Consider the following 14,240-nt stretch of genomic DNA (forward strand, 5'->3'; position numbering starts at 1 on the left):
CCCAACCCTGCCACGATGGAACGGAGCCGACCGAAGGAGGCCCAGAAATGGGTGCGTACGACGAGAGCTACCGCCGGAGTCTCGCGGATCCGGACGGGTTCTGGCTCGAGGCTGCGGCCGCGATCTCCTGGATCCGGCCACCGACGCGGGCGCTCGACTCCGCGAACGCCCCGCTGTACCGCTGGTTCCCCGACGCCGCTCTGAACACGTCGTACAACGCGCTCGACCGGCACATCGAGGCCGGCCACGGCGAACGGACGGCGCTGATCTACGACTCACCGGTCACCGGGACAGGACGCGAGTACACCTACTCGGAGCTCCGGGACGACGTGGCGGTGTTCGCCGGCGCGCTCGCGTCGCTCGGCGTCGGCAAGGGCGATCGCGTCATCGTCTACATGCCGATGGTCCCCGAGGCTGTCATCGCGATGCTCGCGTGTGCCCGGCTCGGCGCGATCCACTCCGTGGTGTTCGGCGGGTTCGCGCCGAAGGAACTCGCCGCGCGGATCGACGACGCGACCCCGAAGGTGATCGTCGCCGCGTCGGCCGGGATCGAGCCGGCCCGCGTGGTCGAGTACAAGCCGATCATCGACGCCGCCCTCGAGCTGGCCCAGCACCAGCCGGACCACACGATCGTCCTGCAGCGCGAGGGCACCCTCGCCAAACTCGGTGAGCGCGATCTCGACTGGGCCGCACTGACCGCCTCGGCGGAGCCCGTCGACCCGGTCGAGGTCGCGGCGACCGATCCGCTCTACATCCTCTACACCTCGGGTACGACGGGGAAGCCGAAGGGCGTGGTCCGCGACAACGGCGGGCATGCGGTCGCACTGGCCTGGTCGATGCGGGCCGTCTACGACATCGGGCCGGGCGACGTGTGGTGGACCGCCTCCGACGTCGGCTGGGTCGTCGGCCACTCCTACATCGTCTACGCGCCGCTCCTGGTCGGCGCGACGACAGTTCTGTACGAGGGCAAGCCGGTTGGCACTCCGGACGCCGGCGCCTTCTGGCGAGTCATCTCCGAGCACGGCGCGAAGGCGCTGTTCACCGCACCGACCGCGATCCGGGCGATCAAGAAGATCGACCCCGAGGCCGCCGAGGCGGCGAAGTACCAGCGCGATTCGTTCCGCACGCTGTTCCTCGCGGGCGAGCGGCTCGATCCGGAGACGTACCACTGGGCGCACGAGCATCTCGGCGTACCGGTCGTGGACCACTGGTGGCAGACCGAGACCGGTTGGCCGATCGCGGGCAACCCCCGCGGTCTCGAGCCGTTGCCGACCAAGCCCGGATCGGCAACGGTCCCGATGCCGGGCTGGGACGTGCAGATCCTCGACCCCGTGGGCAAGCAACTCCGCGCGCACGAGGAGGGCGCGATTGCGATCAAGCTCCCGCTCCCGCCGGGTGCGTTGCCGACGCTGTGGGGTGACGACCAGCGCTACATCGACAACTACCTCAGCCGGTACGACGGCTACTACCTGACCGGTGACGGTGGTTACCGGGACGAGGACGGCTACCTGTTCGTGATGGGCCGCACCGACGACGTGATCAACGTGGCCGGCCACCGCTTGTCGACCGGAAGCATGGAGGCCGTACTCGCGGCGCACCCGGCGGTGGCCGAGTGCGCGGTCATCGGCGTCTACGACCCGCTGAAAGGCCAGTTGCCGCGCGGTCTCGTCGTACTCAAGGCCGGTGTCGACATCCCCGAAGAGGTGCTGCGGGAAGAACTCGTGGCCGCGGTACGGCGGGACATCGGGCCGGTCGCGTCGTTCCGGGACGTATCCGTCGTGGACGGCCTGCCGAAGACTCGGTCGGGGAAGATCCTGCGCAAGACTATGCGCGGCATCGCCGACGGCCGGGACGAGGCGATCCCGTCGACGATCGAGGATCCCGCCGTACTGGACGCGCTACGACCGATCCTGCGCCGTCAGGAAGTCGAGGACCAGCGGCCCGGCGACTGACCGGAACTCGTGAAAGTAGGCGTGCCGGGCCCGGTCGATGAACTCGGCACGCGCTCGAGGGATGCGGCCGGCGAGGAGTTGCGCGTTGGCGGCCGGGCTGAAGACGTCGTCTGTCCCGTGCACGACGAGCGTCGGCGCCGTGATGTGGGGCAGGCCGTCCCAGGCGTCGTGCCGGTTGCTCGCGACCAGGTGCCGGCTTTTCGCGTACGACGGCATGCTCGTGTCACCGAGGACCGGATACGGGCCGGGGTTCGCGGCCAGCCACGCCGGGGTGTACATCAGGTCGAGGAGCACGCTGTCGGTTCGGTCCGGGTCGGCGAGAGCGCGGCGGATCTCTCGGCTGCGCTCGTACCCGTGTGCCGCGCCCGGTGACGTGCAGCCGAGGACGAGGGCGTCCACGCGGCCGGGATGGTTGATCCCGATCCACTGCGCGACCCGGCCACCCATCGACGTGCCGTAGACATGCGCCTTCGCCAGCCCCAGTTCGTCGAGCACCGCCACGACATCGTCGGCGAACCCAGGCGTGCTGTAGACCTCGTCGGGTTTGTCGCTGTCCCCGGTCCCACGCCAGTCCAGCGTGATCGTCCGGTACGTCGCCTCGAAGTCGGCGTGGACAGGGTCCCACCAGTGGTGATTGTTGGACTGACCGGCGAGGAGGACGAGGGGCTTTCCCGCGCCGCGAACCTGATAGGCGATCCGGGTTCCGTCGGCGGTCGTTGCGTGCGGCACGGGTGCAGTCTGCCTGATTCTCCCGAGGGTTAGGCTCGGGGTATGCGAGTCGTGATTGCGGGTGGACACGGACAGATCGCGCTGCGGCTGACGAAGCTGCTGGCCGGTGACGGCCACGAGGTCGTCGGGCTGGTGCGCAACCCCGATCACGAGGCCGATCTGGCCGCGGCCGGCGGGCAGGCCGCCGTACTGGATCTGGAGCAGGCCGACGTCGCGGCGGTGGCCGGCGTACTGGCCGGTGCGGATGTCGCGATCTTCGCGGCCGGCGCCGGACCGGGCAGCGGGAAGGACCGCAAGGACACGGTCGACCGGGGAGCCGCCGCGCTGTTCGCCGACGCGGCCGAGCAGGCCGGCGTACGACGCCACCTCCAGGTCGGATCGATGGGCGCGGACCGAGCGGACTCGCTGCACGACGACGAGGTGTTCACCGTCTACCTGAAGGCGAAGTGGGCCGCCGAGGAAGACCTGCGGTCCAGGGACCTCGACTGGACGATCCTGCGGCCGGGCGGGCTGACCAACGACGCCGGCACCGGTCAGGTGAAGCTGGCGGACAAGACGGGCAACGGCAGCATCAGCCGCGACGACGTGGCGCTGGTGCTGGCCGGCCTCTGCGACACCCCGGCCGCGATCGGCCGGACCCTCGAGCTGATCGCCGGGGACACCCCGGTGGCCGAGGCACTGACGAATCTCTGACGTTGCCGCTGGCAACAGATTGTGACGGCTATGGGCGACACACTGCGGCAGGTGCACTTCGAGCGCCTGGCGAACAGCAGCTACCGGGTCGAGAACGCGCGCGGCGGCAGCATCACCGTCGGCTCCGGTGGCGCCGACACCGACTTCACACCGGTCGAGCTGCTGCTGGCCGCGATCGGCACCTGCTCGGCGATCGACGTCGACATCGTGGTCAGCCGCCGGGCCGAGCCGACCGAGTTCCGCGCGGTGGTCCGCGGCGACAAGGTCCGCGACGCCGAGGAGGGCAACCGGATGGAGAACCTCGCGGTCGAGTTCACCGTCCGCTTCCCCGAGGGCGAGGACGGCGACAAGGCCCGCGAGGCGCTGCCGCGGTCGGTCAAGATGTCCCACGATCGGCTCTGCACGGTCAGCCGCACGGTGGAACTCGGCACCCCGGTCACCACGACGGTCAACGACGATGTATCCGGCTAGATGTATCTAGCCTGATGTAGATTGGCGGCGTGAACGGAGTCGACCTGTTCCTGCTCGGGCGCGCGTTGATGAAGATCGGCGAGGATGCGCTGCCCGGGCCGCCCGGCGGAGCGGGGAAGTACGCCGGGAGCGCTCGGATGGTCCTGATCGTGGCGAGCGACATCGCCGAGCACCCGGGCAGCGCGGTGGGGGAGATCGCCACCCGCACCGGACTCCCGCAGAGCCAGGTCTCCACGGCGATCGCCCGCCTGAAGGAATCCGGCACAGTGCAGTCGGTGCCGGATCCCGCGGACCGGCGGCGTGCGTTGGTCAGCCGGACGCCTGGTGTCTCGGACCGGTTGGCCCAGGTCCGTGCGTCTAGCATCGAAGACGCACTCGCCACCGCTCTCGGCACGGACGACCCGGCTCGAGTGGCCGAGCTGACTCGAGCCCTCGAACAACTAGCGTGCGCCCTCCTGCCCGACCGCAAGGTGTAGACCTCGGTCGGCGAGGAACTCGGCGGGTGAGCGGAGGCGGGTCTTCAACAGTTTCCCGGTACGGCGGCTGTCGAGGCGGACGTCTGACGGCAGACCGGGAGTGAACGGCAACGTGTCCGGGTCGAGTCCGTCCCGGATGGCAATGAGACGGCCGAGCTCCAGTCGGTTGAGTGCTTGGGGTCCGGCCACGTGGGCGACCCCGGTGACGTCGGACGTGAGGAGTTCGAGGAGCGCCGACGCCAGGTCGGTTACGTGGACCGGGCAGCGAATGTTGCCGGTGAAGAAGGCGCCGGGCTGACCCGCGGCGACCGCGTGCACCAGGCGCTCGGTCGCCGACCGTCCGTCGTGTCCGACGATGATCGACGTACGCGCGATGACGGCCGACGGCGCGATCGCCCGGATGGCTGTCTCGGCAGCCGCCTTGGCCGCGCCGTACGGCGTGACCGGGCAAGGTGGCTCGTCCTCGTCGTACGGTGCAGCCCGGCCGGCGAACACCACATCGGTCGAGACGAACACCAGCCGCGCATCGGCCGCGGCGACCGCGATGTTGGCCGCACCATCGGCCGTCGTCACCCAGTCGGCCTGGTCGAACGCGGTGTGAATGATCCCGTCCGGCCGGACCCTGCGAACAACGTCCAGTACCTCGTCCTGCCGCCGTACGTCGAGCCGAACTCCACCCGGTATTGGCTGGGAGTGGTAGGCCGGTATCACTTCGTGCTCGGCCAACCGCAGCAGCTCGCGCCCCAGGAGTCCAGTGGCCCCAGTGACGAGCAGCCTCACAGCACCACACTACGGCGTTGCAGCCGCCATCCGGCAGTCCGTGTGCTCCGCTTGACCTCGCCGACGGTCCGCACCTTCCGCGGGCTCATCCACGACTGCGACGGCTTGTGCAGCATCCACCCGTCCCCGAGCGTGATCGCCGCATGCTGGACCGCCTGGCCGGCGTCCCGCCACACGAAGACCGTGCCCGGTGCGTCATCGCGCCCACCTGTCGTCGTGTGCTCTGCCAGCCACTGCTCGAACGGCTCGCGCTGCATCCACACCTCCTCGGCACCATCGACCCCACAGGCCGCCATCACCGTCCCGAAGCAGTTGGGTCCGCTGCCGTCCGGGAACGCGCCGGCCAGCTCACGAGCCCGTGGCAACTCCGCCGGCCAGGTGCGGACCTCAGCGTGCCGGCTCGGTCCGAGGTCCCGGCTCACGATCGGTGGTAGCACGACATCGGCATCGGGCAGCAGCGACGTCCACCAGACGAAGCGATGCCCGTCGGCTTGCTGTCGAGCGTCGAGGACGCTCGACCATCCGCGGACAGTCGGGACGGCGTCGCGGCCGTGGCTCACCTGGGCGCGGACCAACGCCGCCCGGGTCGCCTTCGGCAGGTCCGCGTACGCCGCCTCAGTCAGCCAACTGATCCGCGCGGCCTTCCGGTCGACGTCGTACGTCCGATAGGTGTCGCGCTGCTCCGCGGTGGGCTCGCGTACGTCGTCCACTGGCAGCCCCCACTGGGAGGCCTGCTTCTTGGTGAGGAAGAACGGTTGCTCCTCGGGTGCGAGCCAGTCGACCCATCGATCCAGCAGGCCGGGGGAGACGTCGACGCCCAGGACGGTCAGCATCCGGCAACGCTTTCATCCTCAGTGGCGATCGGGCACCGGCTTTTGTGGACCACGGTAGGGCTGGGTCTGGGAGTAGACCAGGTTAGTGGTCGTGCTGCCGAACTCGGTGAGTTCGTTGACGAGTTCCTCCAGGTGCGGCATCGAGGCCGCGGCGACCTTCAGCGTGTAGCAGTCGTCGCCCGTCGTCCGGAGGCACTCGAGGATCTCCCGCCGGTCCGCCAGCAGCCGGTGCAGCGGCTCGTGCTTGTTGCCCGGGTACTTGAGCCGGACGACGGCCAGCACCGGGTAGCCGACCTTCGTCAGGTCGACGTCCGCGCGATACGCGGTGATCACGCCGATCGACTCCAGCCGCCGAACCCGCTCGGTGGTCGCGGAGGCGCTCAGGTTGACCCGGCGGCCGAGCTCGGTCAGCGACATCCGGGCCTCGTTCTGCAGCTCGGCCAGGATGGCCCAGTCGGTCGGATCGAGAGTCTCGGTCATACCGGCAATCTACCGGTGAATCCCCGGCGACGGGCGCCGGATGCCGGGAGGAATCCCTTCAAGACCGGCAGCCTGCCTGGATAGCCTGGCTCCCGTGGAAATCGGTGTGAATGTCCCGAACTTCGGCCCGGGCACGAACCCGGCGCGACTGGGCGAGTGGGCGCGGGTCGTCGAGGGGCTGGGCTATGACCTGCTGATGGTGTCCGACCATGTCGCGATCACTCCCGATGTCGCGGAGAAGTACCCCGCGCCTTTCTTCGAGCCGTTCACCGCCTTGAGCTGGCTCGCCGGGGTCACCGAACGGGTCCGGCTCGGGACCACGGTGCTGATCGCGCCGTACCGGCACCCGTTGCTGGTGGCAAGGATGGCGGCGAACCTCGACGAGCTCAGTGGCGGCCGGCTCGTGCTCGGCGTCGGGGTCGGCTGGGCCCGCCAGGAGTTCGAAGCCCTCGGCGCCGACTTCACGAAGCGTGGAAGCCAGACGGACCACCTGCTCGCCGAGCTCCGGCGCGCCTGGGCGGACCAGAAGGACTACGGCGCGGGCAACATCCCGATCTGGATCGGCGGCCACAGTACGGCGGGTATGCGCCGGGCGGTGCGGTTCGGCGACGCGTGGCACCCGCTCCGGGAGCGGCTCGACTGGATGCGCACGGCAACGGATCGGCTGCGTGCGATCGCCGCCGAGGAGGACCGGCCGGCGCCGGACTTCGCACCCCGGATCCTGCTCCGGCTGACCCCCGAGCCGCTGCGCGACGACGAGCGGGCCGCCGGTGAGGGCTCGCTCGAGCAGGTGCTGGCAGACCTCGACGCACTGCGTGAGCTCGGCGCGCGGAGCGTCGTACTGGATCCCTTCCAAGGCGATCCGGCCGAGACCGAACGGCCCGAAGTGGCCTGGCAAGCGCTGGCGACGATCGCCGCGCACCGACGACAGGAGACGATGTGACCCCCGAAGCTGAAGGCTTCCTCCGCCGCGCGATCGAGCTGGCCGCGGCCGCGCGGCAGGCGGGCAACCCGCCGTTCGGCTCGCTGCTGGTCGGGCCGGACGGGACCGTTCTCGCCGAGGAGCAGAACTCGACCGTCACCGACGGCGACATCAGCTTCCACCCCGAGCTGAAGCTCGCGGTCTGGGCAGCGCGGGAGCTCTCACCCGAACAAGCCGCCGGCACGACGATGTACACCAGCTGCGAGCCGTGCGGGATGTGCGCCGGCGCTCTCGCCCGTTCGGGACTCGGCCGGGTGGTCTATGCGCTGTCGGGCGAGCAGCTCGGCGGACTCAAGCCGACCGGCGGCTTCCCCGCCGTACCTCTGGAAGGCCCGGCGCTGTACGACGAGGCGCGCGTGCCGGTCGATGGGTACTACGCCTAGACCGGCACGCGCGCGTCGTCCTCACACCGGGGCGAGGCAGAGCGTGTACTTCGTGGAGCGATGCTCGTAGACGTACGACGCCTCGGAGCCGGCGAACTGTTCACACTGGGTGTCGTCGGTGGAGTCGTCCACCTTGCCGACGATCCGGTACTCGGCGTCCGACGAGCTGCAGTCGACGACCTTAACGTTCGGGTGGCTGGACGTGCCCTTGTTCTGCACGCACTGCCCGACGTCGGCGTTCGAGGTGGGGTCGAGGTTCACGACGATGATCAGCGCGAGCAGCGCCACCGGGACCAGCAGACCGAGGATCACCGGGCGCAGGAACAGCGGCTTGCCCGGGTCCATCGGCCGGCCCGGACCCGGGGAGGGCTCGGGCAGGCTCTTGAACTTCTGCATCGGCCCGATGTTCATCAGCATCGTGATCGGGTTGATGATCGACGAGCCGAGACCCCACCAGCCCTGCCACAGGCTCTTCGAGGTCATGTCCCGCACCGAGGCGATACCGCACGTGCGGCAGAACGGTCCCCGCAGCTTCAGGAACTTCATAACGACGATCAGGCCCTGGTGCCCGCGCACGGTCGCGTCGACAGCCGGGAACCCACCACAGAACCGGCACTGCTGCTGACCCTGCGCCGCGAAGGCCTGCTGGCCGTGCGGGAACGCCTGCCCCTGCTGCGGGAACGACTGTCCGTACGGCGCCTGCTCCTGGAACGGCTGCCCATACGGCTGGCCGTACTGTTGACCAGGCTGGCCGTACGCCTGGCCGTGCTGCGATTGGCCGGGCTGCAGGCCGTACCCCTGGCCCGGCTGCTGGGTCGGCCCGGGCTGCTGGGGCTGGGCGTACTGCGGGAACTGCTCCGGGGGCGGACCGTAATCGCCCGGCTGACCTGGGTAGGGGTTCTGCGGTGGCTGGGGAGGGGATGTGGTCACGGACGATTCCCTGTAACTCGATGTCGGATCAAGCTGAACCACCGCACCCTACTCACCCCAATGGGCCACCGCGGCCTCCGATATGGCACCGTGCCGTGCATGCTCAGCATCGGCCGCCTGGAACCTACCGACCGTGACGCCTGGCAGGCCTTGTTTGCCGGCTACAACGAGTTCTACGGCCGCACGATGCCGGACGACTTCTTCGATCACGCATGGTCCAGATTCCAGGACGACGTGGAGATCCACGCACTGGGTGCGCGCTTGGACGGACAGTTGGTGGGCATCGCACACTTCCTGACCCACGCGAGTACGACCGCGCCCGACTCCTGCTATCTGCAGGACCTCTTTACCGCACCCGAGGCCCGGGGCCAGGGTGCTGCGCGCGCCTTGATCGCCGCGGTCACGGACTGGGCTCGCGAGCGCGGGTGCGGCCGGGTGTACTGGTCGACACACCAGACCAACGCGACCGCCCGACGGCTCTACGACCAGGTCGCCGAGAACCGGGGCTTCATCCTCTACCTGATCCCGCTGTAGCGGTCGGCGAGTTCGCGGCCGAGGCGGGCGAGCTCCGCCTGGACCGAGGGCGGGTCGACCACGTCGATCGAGCCGCCCCAGCCGGCCAAGTGCTGGGCGATCATCAGCGGAGTGGGCGCGGTGATCCTGAGCCGGACCCGATCGCCCTCTGTTCCGTCGACCTCGCAGTTGCGGCCGAGCCGGTCCTGCATCACCCACACGAAGCGCTCGTCCATCAGCACGGTCGCGGTCAGTCCCGAGCGCAGCTCCTCCATCCGGTCGACGATCTCGCTCCACGCGGCGGACAGGTCGAAGTCGGCCGGCCGCTCGAACGAGTCCTCGGTCAGTTCGGCCGACACCACCCGCTCGACCCGGAACGTCCGTTGCCCCTTCTCGGTCTGCGCGATCAGGTACCAGATGTCGTCCTTGTCCACGAGCCCGAGCGGATCGACCAACCGCTCCGACTCCTCCCGGCCTCGTCCTTGATAGAGCAGTCGCACTCTGAGCCGACGTACGACGGCATCCTGCAGCCGGCGGACCAGCTCGGGACGGTCCTTGACGTGCTCGCCCCAGCGGGCCGGATCGATCACGACCGCCTCGGCCGCTGCCTGTGCGTGTTCACGGAAGGTGTCGGGCAACGCGCGGACGAGCTTACGCAGCGCGGCCTTGGCGTCGGGAGCAATGGACGCCGCCGGACCGACCAGGAGGAAGAGGGCCTGCGCCTCGGTGGCGGTGAGCCCGCTGAGGTCGGTCCGGGCGCCGCCGACGAGTTGCCAGCCGCCGTTGCGTCCGGCCTGCGGGTAGACGGGGATGCCGGCAGTCGACAGCGCCTCGAGATCGCGGCGCGCGGTGGCGACGGAGATCTCCAGCTCCTCCGCGACCTGGGCCGCGGTCACCCGTCCGCGGGCCTGCATGAGCAGCAGCACCGCCACCAATCGATCTGCCCGCACCTCGTCATCGTCGCAGACAAACCGCTCATCCAGTGCGCACTTAACTCGCCGGCACCTCGCGTGGTGCGTCCTCGCCGACCAGGCCGTCGATGGACTCGCGGATCAGGTCGGCGTGGCCGGTGTGCCGCGCGTACTCCTCGACCATGTCCGCCAGCATCCGGCGCAGGTTCGGCGACTGACCGTCGGGCCAGACCAGGTACCCGACGGTGCCCAGGCCGCCGTTGTCCAGGGCCTCCGCGATCGAGGCTCGCGAGCGCTGCACGGCGCCCTCCCACAGTTGCATCAGTTCCTCGGGGGAGTCGTCGGCGGCAGTGCGCCACTCCCAGTCGGGATCCGAGTCCCAGTCGATCCGGTTCCACGGCTCGCCCGGGTCGCGCCCGTACAACCGGTGCGAGAACATGTCGTCCTCGACCAGGGCGAGGTGCTTGACGAGACCGCCCAGCGTCATCGTCGACGGGCTGAGCCGGGCGCTCATCCCGGCCGCGTCCAAGCCGCCGCACTTCCATGCGAACGTCCGGCGATTGCGCTCCAGCACGCCGAGCAGCGTCTCGACGTCGCCGCCCGCGGCCGGCAACTCCACCACAGTGTTCTTGTCCATGCCGGGGACGCTACGCTCGGTTCCGGACGGTTCACTTCCGGATTGATGGAGGGGCTGTGGCGTACGACGTGAGTCCGACCGCGCGGACGTTGATGGTGCTGGAGCTGATCCAGAACAGCCCGGGTATCACGGCCGACCAGCTGGGGGACAAGCTCGGGGTCTCGGAACGGGCGGCCCGGCGGTACGTCGCGATCCTGCGTGAGGCCGAGATCCCGATCGAGTCCGTCCGCGGCCCTTACGGCGGCTATCGGGTCGGCCGCGGGTTGCGGCTGGCACCGCTGATGTTCAGTGCCACCGAGGCGCTCGGCCTGGTGATGGCGGTGCTCGAAGGACCACGTGGCGCCGACGACCCGGTCGAGAACGCACTCGGCAAGATCATCCGGGTCCTGCCCGAACCGATCGCCCGCTCGACCGACGCCATCCGCCGGGTCAGCGCTCGCGGCCCCGACCCCGGCGCCCGCACGCCGGACCCCGAGATCACCGCTGCGCTCGTCTCACACAGCACCGCGCGCCGCCGCATCGTCATCCACTACCGCCGCCACTACGGCGAGGAATGGCCGATGGACGTCGACCCGTGGGCGGTCGTCGTACGCCGGGGGCGCTGGTATCTGCTCTGCTGGTCACATACGAAGAACTCGCAACGAGTCCTGCGCGTCGACAAGGTCACCAAAGTCGAACCACAGTCCACTGAATTCATCCCACCTGCAGACCTTGACCCGCTGGCCGCCGTCGAAGAACACCTGGCAATGGGCTGGAAATACCCCATCGAGGTCACCATCGACGCCCCTCGTGACGACGTCGCGCGCTGCATCTCCCGCAGCATGGGCCGCCTCGAATCCATCGACGAAACCCACACCCGCCTGCTGGCCAGCACCGACGAACCTTACTGGTACGCGAGCCAGTTGACCTCACTGCCATGGCCGTATCGCATCCTCCAATCCCCGGAGCTGAAGACCGCGGCCCGGAACCTCGCCCAACGCTTGCTGGAGGCAAGTAACAGTGAATGAGATCGAGTTCGACGGGGAGATCTGGTTCTGGCGCGGGCCGGCGCCGTGGTACTTCATCACGGTGCCGGAGGAGGAATGCGCGTATCTGGAGGCAGAGTCGGGCTTCGTGAGTTACGGGTGGGGGATGATCCCGGTCACCGCGGAGATCGGCGACAGCGTCTGGGAGACGTCGTTGTTCCCGAAGGACGGGCGGTACATCGTGCCGGTGAAGGCGGCGGTGCGGCGGGCGGAGGAACTGGACGACGGGGATGTCCCGACGGTGCGCTTGCGGATCCGGACCTGAGACTGTCGGCGGGCGGGTCTAGCGTTCGTCGTACATCCGGCACAGGGAGGAAACGGCATGTCCACGCTGGCAGATCGGCCGAACACGGCACTGATGGTGATCGACGTCCAAAACGGCGTCGTCGGCGGCGCGCACGAGCGGGATCAGGTGGTGGCCAACATCAGCACTCTGGTCGGCAAGGCCCGGGCCGGCGCGGTGCCGGTCGTCTGGGTCCAGCACTCGAGCGACGACCTGGTGAAGGACAGCGACGAGTGGCAATTCGTTCCTGAGCTCAAGCGGGACGACTCGGAGCCGCTGGTGCACAAGACGTTCGCGGATTCCTTCGAGGACACCGATCTCGAGGACGTCCTCGCCGCCGCCGGGATCGGCCGGGTGTTCGTCAGCGGCGCCCAGACCGACGAGTGCATCCGCTCCACGATCCACGGCGCCATGGTCCGCGGGTACGACGTGACTCTGGTCGGTGACGCTCACACGACGGAGGACCTGTCCGAGTACGGCGCGCCCACTCCGGACAAGGTGATCGCCCATACCAACCTCTACTGGCAAGATCACCGAGCCCCGGGGCGGACCGCCGCCGTCCAGGAGACCGCCGAGGTCACCTTCACCGACTGATGGCGCATCGGATCCTGCATCTGTCCGACACCCATGTGAGTCGTACCGGTCCGGATGAGGACGGCGTCGACGGGCTCGCCGCGTTGCGGGGTCTGCTCTACGACGTACGCCGGGTGCCGGACCTGGATCTGGTGGTCGTCAGCGGGGACGTCGCCGATGACGGGTCCGAGGCGGGCTGCCGCGCGGTTCGCTCTGTCGTCGGGCAGTTCGCGGCGGAGCGGAGCATTCCGCACGTGTACTGCACGGGGAACCACGACCGCCGCGACGGCTTCGCGGCGGCACTCGGCTCCGGGCATCTCGCCGCGGATGGCTCACCCCTCGGCCGCGCCGCCGACATCGACGGGGTGATCGCCGCGGTCAGTGACGTCGCCGGCCTGCGGGTGATCACGCTCGACAGCCTCGTCCCCGGCGAGACGTATGGCGTCCTGGGTCAGGCCCAACTGGACTGGCTGGCCGCGGAGCTCGCGTCGCCGGCGCCGGCCGGGTCGATCGTCGTACTCCATCATCCGCCGATGTCGATGGACGCGATCCCGTATCTGAAGTCCGTCGTACTCCAGGATCCTGAGGAGTTGGGGCGCGCGCTGGCCGGGACCGACGTACAAGCCGTGCTGTGCGGTCACCTCCACCACCAGTTGGCCGGGCAGCTGAGCACGAAGCCCGTGTGGGTGACGCCTGGCGTCATCACGCGGATCGACCTCACCGCGCCAAGCACCCTGGTCCGCGGCGTCCTCGGAGCCGGCGCGACCGTGGTCGACCTCGGCGGCCCGTTCGGCCCGATCTTCCACACCGTCCACGCCCGCGACCCCCAAGCCGGCACCGAGGTCTACGTCTACGACCCCGTGACCGGCGATGACATCACCGAAGACTGATCAGCCACGCTTCGAAGCTGGCGCGAAATCACGCTTGACGAACTCGTCGCACCCGTTCAGGGAGCCACCGGTGTAAATGCCGTCGCCCACCTGGACCTCGCTGGTCCCGGCCCAGCCGCGCGCGTCGAGCTCCTCGACGGACCGCGGATCGATCAGAGCCGCTCCCACGCCGTGACCCTCACGGCAGGAGCTGACCGCGGCGGCAATCGGGCTACGGCGAGGCCGAGTACCTGCGGTTCACGTTTCCTTCTCCCGTTCAGGTGATCGCGGCGTTTGGATTAAGGCCGGGTGCGGCGCAGAGCGGTCGCGGCGCCGCTGCACGCCGAGGGTGATGCCCAGCCCGGCTCCGCCGAGGGCGATGCCGCCGAGCGCACCGAGCGCAACCGAGGTCGTGTCCAGCCCACTCCTGTGCTCGGCAGAAGGGCTGACCGTGGTCGTCATGTTCCCATGGTGCTGCGCGTCGTAGTTCGTGTAGTTGGGAGGTCCCGGGCTCGTCGCGGTGGTCGAGGTCTCGGCCGGGCCGTTGGGTTCGGGCTTCTGGGAGGCGGTGGCCGGCGCGGAGGTCGCCATGAGGGCCAGCAGGATGCCTGCGCCGCTCGCTGTCAGCGCGGCCAGACCTTTCCTCTGAGCCTGGGTTGTGGGGTTCGGTACGTGTGCGGACATGACTCCTGTACTCCTGTACTCCTGTTCTCGCGTCCG

20 protein-coding genes are annotated in these 14,240 nt (G+C 69.4%); 11 read left to right on the forward strand and 9 right to left on the reverse strand.

Annotated elements, in window-relative coordinates:
- The first annotated feature begins 47 nt into the window (after positions 1-47).
- On the forward strand, positions 48-1,952 hold the full coding sequence (locus OG558_RS34175) for a propionyl-CoA synthetase (protein ID WP_405066664.1): 1,905 nt from the start codon (positions 48-50) through the stop codon (positions 1,950-1,952).
- Here the strand turns inward: OG558_RS34175 and OG558_RS34180 are convergent.
- Positions 1,899-2,681 (reverse strand): alpha/beta fold hydrolase, encoded by a 783-nt coding sequence (locus tag OG558_RS34180; RefSeq protein WP_405066665.1) that lies wholly within the window; start codon positions 2,679-2,681, stop codon positions 1,899-1,901. The genes OG558_RS34175 and OG558_RS34180 overlap by 54 nt on opposite strands.
- A 42-nt stretch (positions 2,682-2,723) precedes the next feature.
- Here OG558_RS34180 and OG558_RS34185 point away from each other — a divergent pair, with 42 nt between their 5' ends.
- The 3 genes from OG558_RS34185 to OG558_RS34195 are packed head-to-tail and all read left to right on the forward strand — an operon-like array spanning position 2,724 to position 4,321.
- On the forward strand, positions 2,724-3,374 hold the full coding sequence (locus OG558_RS34185) for an SDR family oxidoreductase (RefSeq protein ID WP_405066666.1): 651 nt from the start codon (positions 2,724-2,726) through the stop codon (positions 3,372-3,374).
- A gap of 30 nt (positions 3,375-3,404) precedes the next feature.
- On the forward strand, positions 3,405-3,845 hold the full coding sequence (locus OG558_RS34190; protein ID WP_329477209.1) for an OsmC family protein: 441 nt from the start codon (positions 3,405-3,407) through the stop codon (positions 3,843-3,845).
- A gap of 29 nt (positions 3,846-3,874) precedes the next feature.
- The gene (locus OG558_RS34195) at positions 3,875-4,321 is read left to right on the forward strand and encodes a MarR family winged helix-turn-helix transcriptional regulator (RefSeq protein WP_405066667.1); all 447 of its coding nucleotides are present in this window, start codon (positions 3,875-3,877) and stop codon (positions 4,319-4,321) included.
- Here the strand turns inward: OG558_RS34195 and OG558_RS34200 are convergent.
- From OG558_RS34200 to OG558_RS34210, 3 genes are read right to left on the reverse strand one after another with little or no spacing between them, the layout of a single operon-like run.
- Positions 4,286-5,101, reverse strand: coding sequence for a sugar nucleotide-binding protein (locus tag OG558_RS34200; protein ID WP_405066668.1), 816 nt, complete (start codon positions 5,099-5,101; stop codon positions 4,286-4,288). The genes OG558_RS34195 and OG558_RS34200 overlap by 36 nt on opposite strands.
- Positions 5,098-5,934 (reverse strand): hypothetical protein, encoded by an 837-nt coding sequence (locus OG558_RS34205; protein ID WP_405066669.1) that lies wholly within the window; start codon positions 5,932-5,934, stop codon positions 5,098-5,100. Before OG558_RS34205 ends, OG558_RS34200 begins: the two co-directional genes overlap by 4 nt.
- A gap of 18 nt (positions 5,935-5,952) precedes the next feature.
- Entirely contained in the window at positions 5,953-6,414 is a 462-nt protein-coding gene (locus OG558_RS34210; protein ID WP_405066670.1) for an Lrp/AsnC family transcriptional regulator, read from the reverse strand.
- Positions 6,415-6,508: 94 nt separating this feature from the next.
- On the opposite strand from OG558_RS34210, the gene OG558_RS34215 reads away from it, so the two are divergent.
- Positions 6,509-7,357: an LLM class flavin-dependent oxidoreductase gene (locus OG558_RS34215; protein WP_405066671.1), complete on the forward strand. Its 849-nt coding sequence runs from the start codon at positions 6,509-6,511 to the stop codon at positions 7,355-7,357.
- Positions 7,354-7,779, forward strand: a complete 426-nt coding sequence (locus tag OG558_RS34220; RefSeq protein WP_405066672.1) for a nucleoside deaminase — start codon at positions 7,354-7,356, stop codon at positions 7,777-7,779. Before OG558_RS34215 ends, OG558_RS34220 begins: the two co-directional genes overlap by 4 nt.
- A 21-nt stretch (positions 7,780-7,800) precedes the next feature.
- Here the strand turns inward: OG558_RS34220 and OG558_RS34225 are convergent, their stop codons facing one another.
- A complete protein-coding gene (locus OG558_RS34225) occupies positions 7,801-8,709 on the reverse strand; it encodes a toxin-antitoxin system, toxin component (RefSeq protein ID WP_405066673.1) in 909 nt (302 codons plus the stop codon).
- Between the two features lie 99 nt (positions 8,710-8,808).
- Here OG558_RS34225 and OG558_RS34230 point away from each other — a divergent pair, with 99 nt between their 5' ends.
- Positions 8,809-9,243, forward strand: a complete 435-nt coding sequence (locus OG558_RS34230; RefSeq protein ID WP_405066674.1) for a GNAT family N-acetyltransferase — start codon at positions 8,809-8,811, stop codon at positions 9,241-9,243.
- Here OG558_RS34230 and OG558_RS34235 read toward each other — a convergent pair.
- Together OG558_RS34235 and OG558_RS34240 are read right to left on the reverse strand one after the other, a co-directional pair.
- Complete coding sequence (locus OG558_RS34235; protein WP_405066675.1) at positions 9,225-10,172, reverse strand: helix-turn-helix transcriptional regulator; 948 nt, start codon at positions 10,170-10,172, stop codon at positions 9,225-9,227. The genes OG558_RS34230 and OG558_RS34235 overlap by 19 nt on opposite strands.
- A 40-nt stretch (positions 10,173-10,212) precedes the next feature.
- Entirely contained in the window at positions 10,213-10,770 is a 558-nt protein-coding gene (locus tag OG558_RS34240; RefSeq protein WP_405066676.1) for a DinB family protein, read from the reverse strand.
- 56 nt (positions 10,771-10,826) lie between these two features.
- On the opposite strand from OG558_RS34240, the gene OG558_RS34245 reads away from it, so the two are divergent.
- From OG558_RS34245 to OG558_RS34260, 4 genes are read left to right on the forward strand one after another with little or no spacing between them, the layout of a single operon-like run.
- Positions 10,827-11,777 carry a helix-turn-helix transcriptional regulator gene (locus OG558_RS34245; RefSeq protein WP_405066677.1) on the forward strand — a complete coding sequence of 317 codons (951 nt, stop codon included), beginning with the start codon at positions 10,827-10,829 and terminating at the stop codon, positions 11,775-11,777.
- A complete protein-coding gene (locus OG558_RS34250; protein ID WP_405066678.1) occupies positions 11,770-12,060 on the forward strand; it encodes a DUF1905 domain-containing protein in 291 nt (96 codons plus the stop codon). The genes OG558_RS34245 and OG558_RS34250 overlap by 8 nt, the downstream gene beginning before the upstream one ends.
- A 57-nt stretch (positions 12,061-12,117) precedes the next feature.
- Entirely contained in the window at positions 12,118-12,672 is a 555-nt protein-coding gene (locus tag OG558_RS34255) for an isochorismatase family protein (protein WP_405066679.1), read from the forward strand.
- Entirely contained in the window at positions 12,672-13,541 is an 870-nt protein-coding gene (locus tag OG558_RS34260; RefSeq protein WP_405066680.1) for a metallophosphoesterase, read from the forward strand. Before OG558_RS34255 ends, OG558_RS34260 begins: the two co-directional genes overlap by 1 nt.
- On the opposite strand, the gene OG558_RS34265 is transcribed toward OG558_RS34260, so the two are convergent.
- Both OG558_RS34265 and OG558_RS34270 read right to left on the reverse strand, forming a co-directional pair.
- Complete coding sequence (locus tag OG558_RS34265) at positions 13,542-13,709, reverse strand: hypothetical protein (RefSeq protein WP_405066681.1); 168 nt, start codon at positions 13,707-13,709, stop codon at positions 13,542-13,544.
- Between the two features lie 69 nt (positions 13,710-13,778).
- A complete protein-coding gene (locus OG558_RS34270; RefSeq protein ID WP_405066682.1) occupies positions 13,779-14,204 on the reverse strand; it encodes a hypothetical protein in 426 nt (141 codons plus the stop codon).
- Positions 14,205-14,240: the final 36 nt, after the last annotated feature.

Source organism: Kribbella sp. NBC_01510 (assembly GCF_045040325.1).
Taxonomy (GTDB): Bacteria; Actinomycetota; Actinomycetes; order Propionibacteriales; family Kribbellaceae; genus Kribbella.

Coding starts and splice junctions, on each gene's coding strand:
- OG558_RS34260 (WP_405066680.1), top strand. CDS start 12,672: ATGGCGCATCGGATCCTGCATCTGTCCGACACCCATGTGAGTCGTACC.
- OG558_RS34205 (WP_405066669.1), bottom strand. CDS start 5,934: ATGCTGACCGTCCTGGGCGTCGACGTCTCCCCCGGCCTGCTGGATCGA.
- OG558_RS34270 (WP_405066682.1), bottom strand. CDS start 14,204: ATGTCCGCACACGTACCGAACCCCACAACCCAGGCTCAGAGGAAAGGT.
- OG558_RS34240 (WP_405066676.1), bottom strand. CDS start 10,770: ATGGACAAGAACACTGTGGTGGAGTTGCCGGCCGCGGGCGGCGACGTC.
- OG558_RS34175 (WP_405066664.1), top strand. CDS start 48: ATGGGTGCGTACGACGAGAGCTACCGCCGGAGTCTCGCGGATCCGGAC.
- OG558_RS34185 (WP_405066666.1), top strand. CDS start 2,724: ATGCGAGTCGTGATTGCGGGTGGACACGGACAGATCGCGCTGCGGCTG.
- OG558_RS34190 (WP_329477209.1), top strand. CDS start 3,405: ATGGGCGACACACTGCGGCAGGTGCACTTCGAGCGCCTGGCGAACAGC.
- OG558_RS34255 (WP_405066679.1), top strand. CDS start 12,118: ATGTCCACGCTGGCAGATCGGCCGAACACGGCACTGATGGTGATCGAC.
- OG558_RS34210 (WP_405066670.1), bottom strand. CDS start 6,414: ATGACCGAGACTCTCGATCCGACCGACTGGGCCATCCTGGCCGAGCTG.
- OG558_RS34230 (WP_405066674.1), top strand. CDS start 8,809: ATGCTCAGCATCGGCCGCCTGGAACCTACCGACCGTGACGCCTGGCAG.